This is a genomic window from Kamptonema animale CS-326, from assembly GCF_028330895.1.
In the GTDB taxonomy this organism is placed as follows: Bacteria; Cyanobacteriota; Cyanobacteriia; order Cyanobacteriales; family Microcoleaceae; genus Kamptonema; species Kamptonema formosum.
Genome location: NZ_JAQMUA010000252.1, coordinates 1 through 9,190, shown reverse-complemented (window position 1 = coordinate 9,190; position 9,190 = coordinate 1). Strand labels below are relative to the sequence as shown.

Here is a 9,190-nt window from a genome sequence, read left to right as displayed (position 1 = left end):
GTTTCCATTAATTTGACTTACGAATAAGTCGAAAGTTTCTATTGCTGCGACTGGATTTTTTGCCCTGCCCACCGTTTCCATTAATTTGACTTACGAATAAGTCGAAAGGTGTAACGGAAGTAAATGGTACACCCTATCTAAACAGTTTCCATTAATTTGACTTACGAATAAGTCGAAAGCTGATCCAAAATGGTTGGTTCCCCGCTGAGAGCGTGTTTCCATTAATTTGACTTACGAATAAGTCGAAAGATTGCGAGCTCAAGAGGGCTCCTTGATTGCAAACTTGTTTCCATTAATTTGACTTACGAATAAGTCGAAAGGCTAGCCTCTAGGAGCCTTGCCCCAAGCTCAGTCTACAGCCTTTTTTTGCGGGGGTCAACTTTCACAGTCAATAAGGGTAGATTTTTTTCAACAAACTCCCAAAAATTTAGTAAATACAGCTCTGAAACCTAGAACTAGAGAGCAAATTGCGGGGGGTAACGATAGAATAAGGGTTTCAGAGATCGCCTACCCCCCACAACTCTTATCAACAAGCCAACAATTGATAACCAAAACCAATCATTCAGCCAAAAGGCACTACAACCTTATATTTTCCACATCATTGGTCGATAAACCTCAACCTCCCCCATCAACGCCGATACATACTCCCGCACCTGTAACTCCAAACAGCGACGGTACGCCACCTTATAACCTGTATGGGGATGAGTTGTCTCTGACAACAATTTTTCATCCCAATGCTTAAGAAACTTCTTCAAAGCATGAGGTTGAAGAAACACGCCACCCCGTTCATCTGGCCGTGTAAAATCATCAGCAATAAAAATCTGAGAATTAATCAAATACGCCACCAGAGAATCCACAACCTGGGCCCGAAACTCCTCCATCAAATCTGATACTAAAGCCGGGTGATTATCGCGGGGAACGTGAAGGTTTCCAAAATGCGTGTGCAACCCCATAGCTTCCACAAACGAACTCACATTCTGACTCAATAAAGTATACCCCAAACTCAGCAAACTATTAATCGGGTCGGTAGGAGGGCGCTTAGTACGAACTGCAAAGGCAAACGGGCCAGAAAATAAAGAACCCAAAGCTTGAAAATAAACAGTTGCTGCCTTTCCTTCATAACCCCGCAGCGCATCCATTGAATCAGCTAAATGCAAACTTTCCATCAGCATCTCCAGCATTTCAACTGCTTGCAAAACCGATATTTCATCTGCATTCTTGGACTTGCGGCGGTTCAATCGCATCAGTAGAATCCGCGAATTGTGTAACTTTGCCCGGACAATTGCCTCCGCTTGTAGGCGAACAAACTCAGGATTCATAGAACAAATTATCTGCCTTGTCAAATATTCAACTTTTGCCCGTCCGTCCGATTGTAACCGCCCAAAATAACGACCGCGCTGCGACAAATACAGCAGCGGAATCCGCCGATGCAGCGCACAAGATACCGCCCCGTGCGATACATTGCAGCAACCAAACAAAATAATGTGACTTACCCGCATTGCCGGAACTTTAATCTGCAATTGCTGCTGATAAAACACTTGAAACTGCTGGTTGTAGATGCTCAGATAAGAGCCTTGATCCGTAACATACAACGTACTCATAGGTTCCCTCCAAAAATGTTCAGAATTAGCACGGGGAAAAACAATCGGCTTCACAGAATTACTGCAAGCCAAGGGCTTTCCAGAAAATACAGGTACTTTGCGAGTTACCGAGCGAGAGAAAGACGTTCCCGAAGCCCGTGCAACTTTAGTCGTGGGTTGAGGTGGTTCCGGTGCAAAAACCTGTCCATTGCGAAACAGATAGCCGAGAAAAGTAAACTCCTCATCCGGTGCAAAAATCCGCGTCTTTTCCGGCTGAAGCTTTAGATAAAAACTCCCTAACCAAGAACTAATTTGCTCCAAACAGTGATTAGCTTGTAGAGAATCTGCACAAGCCACCGCAAAGTCATCACCAAAACGCACTAAATTGAAACCGTTACTCAAACAAAGTCTGTCAAACTCGTTTAAGTACAAATTCGCTAAAGCACCCGAAAGAATTCCTCCTTGCAAAACGCCCTGATTTGGATAAAAATGCTGACCTTTAACAACAATTCCCGATGCCAGATGCTGCTCGATTAACTGTCGCAAAATCGGCTCAAATTGCAGCTTCTCCAAATCAGTCAACAGCAGCGGCCAACAAAGATTGTCAAAAAACTTCTCAATATCCGCCTTGACGACCCAAGCTTGCCCGAATTGATAATAGGAATACAGATGTTTGACAGCCATTTGTATTCCCCTACCAGGACGGTAAGCATAGCTGCAATCGAGAAAAACATCCTCCAGGGGCCAGTACAGTTCGTCTAGCAAAAAGCGCTGCACAATTCTGTCCCTAACCGTTGAAATGCCAATCAAACGCTGGCCGCCACTGGCTTTACGCAGATAAAAACCCTTAGCGGGACGGGGAAAATAATTTTCCTGTTGTAATTGCCACAACAAAACCTGCAACTGGTATCGAGCAACACCGGCGAATAAATCAACAGTAATATTGTCAATACCAGCGCTGCGACTGCCTTTGCGGACTTGCAGCCAAGCGGCGTGCAGAGGTTCTGGTGCAAATTCCATCTACTCCCCCAGATTGAGCTTTTGACCTAACAATTTGATTCTGGCAGGAGAGTATTTGAGTTCAGATTCGAGTAATTGACAAACTTATATGAGTTCGTGTATGAGTTGAGATAGCGACTCTTCCGCTCCGACTCTTTATGTCAAACCGTACTCTGCAAGCAACAGCCACAGGAACAGAAATTGCCAAAAAAGCTTTGGAGCGCAACAAGTTAACGCAAAGCGACTTGGCATTGGAGCTTGAAATTGCTTACTCAACTACCAACAATTTTTTTACAGGCAAGTCAATTTATCGCCGGATTTTTATGGAGATTTGCCATCATCTTGACTTGGATTGGCAGGAAATAGTTGGCTTAGAACCAAAATCAGAACCGGAAATAATTGACTCACTAATTGACCCATTAATTGACGAACTGCTAGTCGCAGTAGAACGTAGCGCTGCTAGAGCCCGAACCGCCCTCAATCCCTACATTCTCCCCCCCATCCCCCGCCCAAATTTACTAGAAAAATGCCTCAAAGAAATTCGCGCTGGAGTACAAGAAAATAAGCACCGCGTCGTCCCAATTTTAGGAGCTGCCGGATACGGCAAAAGCACTATTTTGGGTAGTATCTACGATGAATTAGACAGCGAAAAAATTGAAGCCAGCAATGGTTGGCTGGCCTTAGCTCGGTGTGACGATCTAATTGAATCCGCTGAAAACTTTGCCCTAGAACTCGGTGAAAAAATTAGTGGGAAACGACAATCAATTGTAGAAATTGCCCAACAACTAACAGCCCAACAAAATCGAGGTATTCTCCTAATCGACACCTTAGATATTGTACTCACTAAACCGCTCGTTTCAGTGCTGCGCGGTATTTTATCCCAACTCTTAGAAATTGGTACCACTGTCGCCTTTACCTGTCGCGATACCGATTACAGCAACTTTTTTGAACCCTACCACGAAAGTTTTGCCGGATTCCGAGAAAGCGTCACTGATAACTGCAAAATTACTCCATTCACCACCGAAGAAGTCAGAATTGCAGCCCAGGAATTTATTAAAACTCAACCAGGTTTCAGCACTTTAGAAAGTCAGCAATCTTTTGCCGATCGCATTATTGCCCTTTCTGCTGACAGTGTATCCCTCCAAGAAATTGTCCGCCACCCTTTGCTACTGGCTTTACTTTGCGACTTGTTTGCTGCTGAAGAAACTGTCCCCGAAGATTTAACAGTGAGCCAACTCTACGAAAAATATTGGGAGTGGAAAATTGCTAAAGTCCGCCACAACTTGCAGTCTGGACACTTGGGCCTCGCCAAAGAAAAACTGTGCTTAAAGCTGTCGCGGCTGATGTATGAAAATTCAGGAGAAAGATTGCGAGACTTTGTTTATGAGAGCGATTTGGAACTTAGCGAAACTGAATTTTTAGCTTACAATTCCCTCAAAAGTGATGGAATTTTTAAAGATTTGGGAGGTAATCGGGGAGGATTTTTTCATCAGACATTTTTAGAGTATACAATTGCTCGTTGGATGAATGCAACTGAAACAGGCGAACGAGCTAAATATCAACTAAAAAGTGATTTAATTGCCTCTAAAATTGCGGATGCGAGATATTACGTTTGGTCAATATTTCGGCAACTTTTAACTCTTCTGAACTTGTCAGAATTCACCCAATTTTCTCAGGAATTAGACACAACTAAAATTTTACCTTTTCGCGCTATCACCTTTGCTAGTGTTTCCCGAACCGAACCAGAATCCTCAGCCGTTTTGCTGTCTCTACTAGCGATCGCGATCGCCAGAGACTACACCTTTCAAGAAACCCTACTGGCAGCAGCTAGAGGATCGCCACAGCGACACGGCGACGCAGCCTGGGAAATAGCAGTTCAACTGCTAGGAAGCGTTGGTTCAGAATTAATTAACAAAGCAGCAGAAACAGCAGCGGAACTATTAGGGCGATTACCTGCTGGGAGTTCCCGGTTTGAGCGTTCCCTAGAAGCGATCGCTAATCGACCGTCGCCAACAGGAGAAAATAACCGACAAGAACACTATCATATTTGGGGCAAATTTATCGGTGCTTTTTATGAAAATTATGTTAAAAAACGGAAAAGTATTGAATTAGAAATCTTAGAAAGTCTGAAAAAATATTACTTTATGTTCGGCGGTAATGTTCGGTCTACTGTCATTGAACTTTACTTAAAACCAGGCGTACCCACTACTGCACAGCGAGAACTTTTACTAACAATTATCTCTCAACCTATTTCAGAACAATTCAAAGAACAAGAAAACGCTACAGAACTTCTTAGTTGTTTGTTGCCCAACTTGCTGGCTGCGGGGAACACTTGTTTCGGAACCACTTGGCTGGAAGCACTCTACGCCCCACTAGATAAATACTGGACGGCTGTAGCTGCTGGTGCTGTCGGTCGCGCTGCTGCATTAGATTCAGCCTTGTTAGAAGCAATTTTAAGAAGTACATTAAGCGAAAGTTTGCCTAGTGATATGGGAGATTTAACACGGCGCAACCTTGCTGCTATTTTAGCAGCAATTCGTAGTGGTGCTGCCTCTCAAACTGCGGCAACTTTACTAAAAATACCCCTAGAAACTATCCCTGTAAATCGGGCATCAACTCTTACTTTATTATTCAGAGAGCTGGCAAGTGCTGCTAACAGTTCGTATCCTCTCAGCAGCAAACTAGAATTAGCCTTAGTTGAGTGGATAGTCCCGGCGATCGCTCAATCTCCCGTAGAATTCATTCGAGCGATCGATACTCTGGCAAGTAATTTATCAGTACAGCAGCTTTTGGGAGAGATTCTTGAACAATTGCTCCCCACCCTGCAAGCGCAACAAAAAGCTCAGATCCTTAAAAAACTGAATAATGTTCCTCCTCAACTAGAACCTTACTTACAACAAAATGCTGATTCAAAAGAAGTGCGATCGGCTTTAGTCAAATTGTACTACCAGCAAGCAACGAATAACTCGGCGACAGCTATTTCTGAAATAGCAAAACTCTGTTTAGACTCATCACGAGATGTCGCTCTTGGTGCCTCGGCATTCGTACTGGCTCTTGCCGAACAGAAAAAGCCCATTGAACTACAACAATTACTCCCAATTTTCGCTCAGTCGTCATTTGTTGGCGTGCGTCAGAACTGTTTGGAAGCTTTCATCGCCCAAGTCAATTCCCAAACAGTTGCCACATCAGAAATACTAGCTGTTTTTGCAACCTTAGAAAATGATTGGGCTCCAGAAGTAATACACCTTTTGTACAAATTAATAGAAACAGCGATTTGGAACCATCCTTCAGGGGTAAAAACACTTGACTCCGATTTAGCCAAAGCCACCTTTGATTTAACTAATAGAATTATTAAAAGTTCCCATCAAGACACAATCAACATGGGAGCAGCTTCAGCGCTGATTACTTTTAATCAAATAGCTCTCTTAGAACAGAGAGAATTTATGACCCAAGTTGGCACTTGTACCCGCACCTTATTGCGAATGACCGATATCAGCCGCAAAGTAGATAAATTAGTTGTTACGGGACTGCTGACTAAAATTGCTAAATTTGACTCCGAGTTTTTGGCTGCTATTGTCAGAGAAGACTTGATCGCGAACAATTCTCTGATGCCAGTAGCGAATCAGTGCGCTGTTGCTGTGGCGATCGCGAACGATTCCGGCAAAAACTCACCGCTGCTGGACGAAATTTTAAACGATAGCAGGCTTCCGAACGAGGTCAAAAGTCGAATTATTCGCGCTCGCGAAGCTTGAGAATTTGATGCCTTAGATGGATTTGCCCCTACTAGACAAGTCATATACGAACTCATATACACCCCTCTCGTACTCAAATCCGAACTCAAATACCCCTCTGACAATATAGAAATACAGGGCCTAAAGGAAGCATGAGAGTCAAACAAACATCCCTCACGCCACCAATTAGCCCACAGTAGCACTTAGATTATAGCAAAAACATGACCGCAGTATACATGACTGAACCCGGTTCAATTCTCTGCGTCAAAAACCATCACTTCCAAGTGATACACAAAGAGAAATTGTGTGAAAGCATACCAGTCAAACAAGTTACTCAGATTATTCTCTTTGGCCTTTGCCACTTATCGCGCCTAGCCGTCAACCTAGCATCATCCCGGCAAATTCCCATCTATTTTATCAGCCAGCAAGGGCAAGAATTAGGCAACTGCGAACCACAGTCAAAACGACCTGCAAAATACCGATTTCAGCAATTAAAACGCTTGCAAGACCCAGAATTTGCCCGCGCTTTTGCTGAAACCATTACTTGGGCAAAAATGCACAATCAAAGCATCTTACTCCAGCAGTTGCGTGTCAGCAATTCTGAGTTCGAGCCTGAAGTTTACCGCGCTTTTTTCAACTTGTTAATGGATGACTTGCCGATGGCTTATTCCCTTGACGAATTGCGGGGGTACGATGTCACTGCCGAAACCTTTTATTATCCAGCTCTCGGCTCTTTACTACCTTGGAGCTTAGGTTTCCTGTGGCGGGACTTGCAGCAGCCTACTGACCCCATCAACCGAATGCTGAATCTGGGAAATACCCTCTTGCACCAACAAACATCTGCTTTTGTGCAAGTGTTAGGGTTGGATGCTGATATCAGTCACTTGCACGTTCCTAGCCACCACCAAAAACCTCTTGTTTGCGATTTAATGGCAGAATTTCGCCCAATGCTGGTAGATGAATTAGCCGTCAACTTAGCCAAATCTCGCATCATTACCGCACGAGATATTACCCCTAAAAATGGCAGTGGAGCCTTGCTTTCCCCTCGCGCTCTCAAAATATTCATCCAGCATTGGGAAGAGAAATTGCAAACTTTAGTCACCCATCCCCATGCCGGAAATGTTAGCTACCGGCACTGTTTAGAATTGCAAGTACGGGAATATATTGCTTGCGTGTTGGGAGACGTTCAGCATTATCGGCCGCTGATTTGGTCGCTCCCTAAAAATGGTGCGGCTGCCGATACTAACGAATTGGAAGAGGAATATCCTGTACTGGCAAAAATGTAATGTTTTACCTCATCTGCTATGACATTGTAGATGACCGTCGCCGCCTAAAAGTTTCTAGGTTATTAGAAACTTGCGGTTGCCGAGTTCAGAAGTCGGTATTTGAGTGCGTGTTGGATGAAAAACAGCAAGAACAACTGCAAAAACGGCTGTTGAAATTGCTGAACAAACGACAAGACCAAATCCGATTTTATCCTCTTTCTGCTCACTGTCGGTGCAAAGTAACGGTACTGGGAGTGCAGCCAAAGTTTGCCATCGACGATGCAGCTTTCATTGTTTAGATAGCCGGAAAGTTCCTGATATTGGGAAAAGGGGAGGATATTTTTTCCCTTTTTCCCCTGGGGGATTTATGAGCAAGGAAACTGCTAAATTTCGGCTACGGTTTTCTCGTCAAGTCAAAAAACAATTGAAATCGCTTCCTGTCAAAGTTCAAAAGCAATACCATAAAGCTTTTCAAACAATAGCATCAGAAGGGCCTGAATATAGAAGCTTGAGAACCCACCGATACAGGTATAAAAAAGGTGAAGTTTGGGGTTCTGCGGCTTCAATGGCTCTGAGATTCTATTGGGAATATGCAGGAGAGCAAACAATTTCAATTGAGGAAATTGATTCACATTAAATTTCCTGTAGGGCGTTGCCCCCTTGCTCGCCCCAAGCGCCAGGAAGATTTGGAGGTTTTTGATAATGAAAAAGCCACGAATTTTGACAAGTAGAGAGCGCAAGTTGATTGCAGTTTACAGTCAATGCCAGTTGGGTATGACACCGACGCAGTTTTATGCTAAATGGGGAGTGAGCTATGAGGAAATTGCTTTTATTTGTTTTCGTTCTGATTCGACAGTACGGGGTTGGTTTAAGGGGGGGAAAAACCGCAGATTTCCTAATGCTAATGATTTGCGTCATTTGGCACTAATGGACTTTTTACTAGAGCATTTTGAGGAGATTCCTCGCGAACTTTTGCGGTGGCTGTGTCTGTCTTCTGAAGGTTAAAAGTTACTCGGTGATTGAAATCAGCAGGTATTTAAGCAGGATTGAGCCTCAGTCATGCAGCGGCAGTTCTTTCATTCATAAGTCAGTTAATTTGTCAATATCAGTTTGACCTGTCTTGGGAAATGCCGCTCAATTACTATATGAGTATGGCTTCTTAGAAGTCGAATTAATGGAAACATCTGCATTTAGGTAATCCCTAAAGTGAAAGCCGTTGGTGATTTCGCCAACGGTTTTTGCTTAGGTTTGTTAATTTGCTAAACAGTAAAAATATTCAACGCAGCTTCTAGTGTCAAATTTCCCAATTTGGCTTTTTCGTGGGGGGTAGGCGATCTCTGAAACCCTGATTCTGTCGTTACCCCCCGCAATTTGCTCTCTGCTTCTAGGTTTGACGGTTGTATTTACTAGATTTTTTAGAGCTTATTGATAAAAATCTGCCCTTATTGACTATTAAACTTGGCCCCCACAAAAAAGTGTTGTAGACTAAGCTTGGGGCAAGGCTCCTAGAGACTGGCCTTTCGACTTATTCGTAAGTCAAATTAATGGAAACGGTAATTGTCACCCCATTTTTGACGAAGTTTGCAATCCTTTCGACTTATTCGTAAGTCAAATT

At 43.5% G+C, this 9,190-nt stretch carries 6 protein-coding genes and 1 CRISPR repeat array; of the genes, 5 read left to right on the top strand and 1 reads right to left on the bottom strand.

The genetic code is table 11. The annotated features are described in order from the left end of the window. Positions 1 to 320: a CRISPR direct-repeat array (repeat unit 35 nt; unit sequence GTTTCCATTAATTTGACTTACGAATAAGTCGAAAG). A gap of 264 nt (positions 321 to 584) precedes the next feature. Further along, entirely contained in the window at positions 585 to 2,600 is a 2,016-nt protein-coding gene (cas1, locus tag PN499_RS14910) for a CRISPR-associated endonuclease Cas1 (protein ID WP_272032775.1), read from the bottom strand. Between the two features lie 137 nt (positions 2,601 to 2,737). Between cas1 (PN499_RS14910) and PN499_RS14905 the strand changes: the two genes are divergently transcribed. The 5 genes from PN499_RS14905 to PN499_RS14885 all read left to right on the top strand — a co-directional run bounded on the left by PN499_RS14905 (position 2,738) and on the right by PN499_RS14885 (position 8,580). Next, complete coding sequence (locus PN499_RS14905) at positions 2,738 to 6,331, top strand: NACHT domain-containing protein (RefSeq protein WP_272032774.1); 3,594 nt, start codon at positions 2,738 to 2,740, stop codon at positions 6,329 to 6,331. A gap of 200 nt (positions 6,332 to 6,531) precedes the next feature. Further along, on the top strand, positions 6,532 to 7,596 hold the full coding sequence (gene cas1, locus PN499_RS14900) for a CRISPR-associated endonuclease Cas1 (RefSeq protein WP_272032773.1): 1,065 nt from the start codon (positions 6,532 to 6,534) through the stop codon (positions 7,594 to 7,596). Further along, positions 7,596 to 7,874, top strand: coding sequence for a CRISPR-associated endonuclease Cas2 (cas2, locus tag PN499_RS14895; RefSeq protein WP_272032772.1), 279 nt, complete (start codon positions 7,596 to 7,598; stop codon positions 7,872 to 7,874). The genes cas1 (PN499_RS14900) and cas2 overlap by 1 nt, the downstream gene beginning before the upstream one ends. Positions 7,875 to 7,942: 68 nt before the next feature. Continuing rightward, a complete protein-coding gene (locus PN499_RS14890) occupies positions 7,943 to 8,212 on the top strand; it encodes a hypothetical protein (protein ID WP_272032771.1) in 270 nt (89 codons plus the stop codon). Positions 8,213 to 8,277: 65 nt separating this feature from the next. Then, a complete protein-coding gene (locus tag PN499_RS14885; RefSeq protein ID WP_272032770.1) occupies positions 8,278 to 8,580 on the top strand; it encodes a helix-turn-helix domain-containing protein in 303 nt (100 codons plus the stop codon). Positions 8,581 to 9,190 lie beyond the last annotated feature (610 nt).

Bases quoted from the DNA above. Each gene is read 5' to 3' on its own strand.
- cas1 (WP_272032775.1), bottom strand. From the start codon at position 2,600: ATGGAATTTGCACCAGAACCTCTGCACGCCGCTTGGCTGCAAGTCCGC.
- PN499_RS14890 (WP_272032771.1), top strand. From the start codon at position 7,943: ATGAGCAAGGAAACTGCTAAATTTCGGCTACGGTTTTCTCGTCAAGTC.
- cas1 (WP_272032773.1), top strand. From the start codon at position 6,532: ATGACCGCAGTATACATGACTGAACCCGGTTCAATTCTCTGCGTCAAA.
- PN499_RS14905 (WP_272032774.1), top strand. From the start codon at position 2,738: ATGTCAAACCGTACTCTGCAAGCAACAGCCACAGGAACAGAAATTGCC.
- PN499_RS14885 (WP_272032770.1), top strand. From the start codon at position 8,278: ATGAAAAAGCCACGAATTTTGACAAGTAGAGAGCGCAAGTTGATTGCA.
- cas2 (WP_272032772.1), top strand. From the start codon at position 7,596: ATGTTTTACCTCATCTGCTATGACATTGTAGATGACCGTCGCCGCCTA.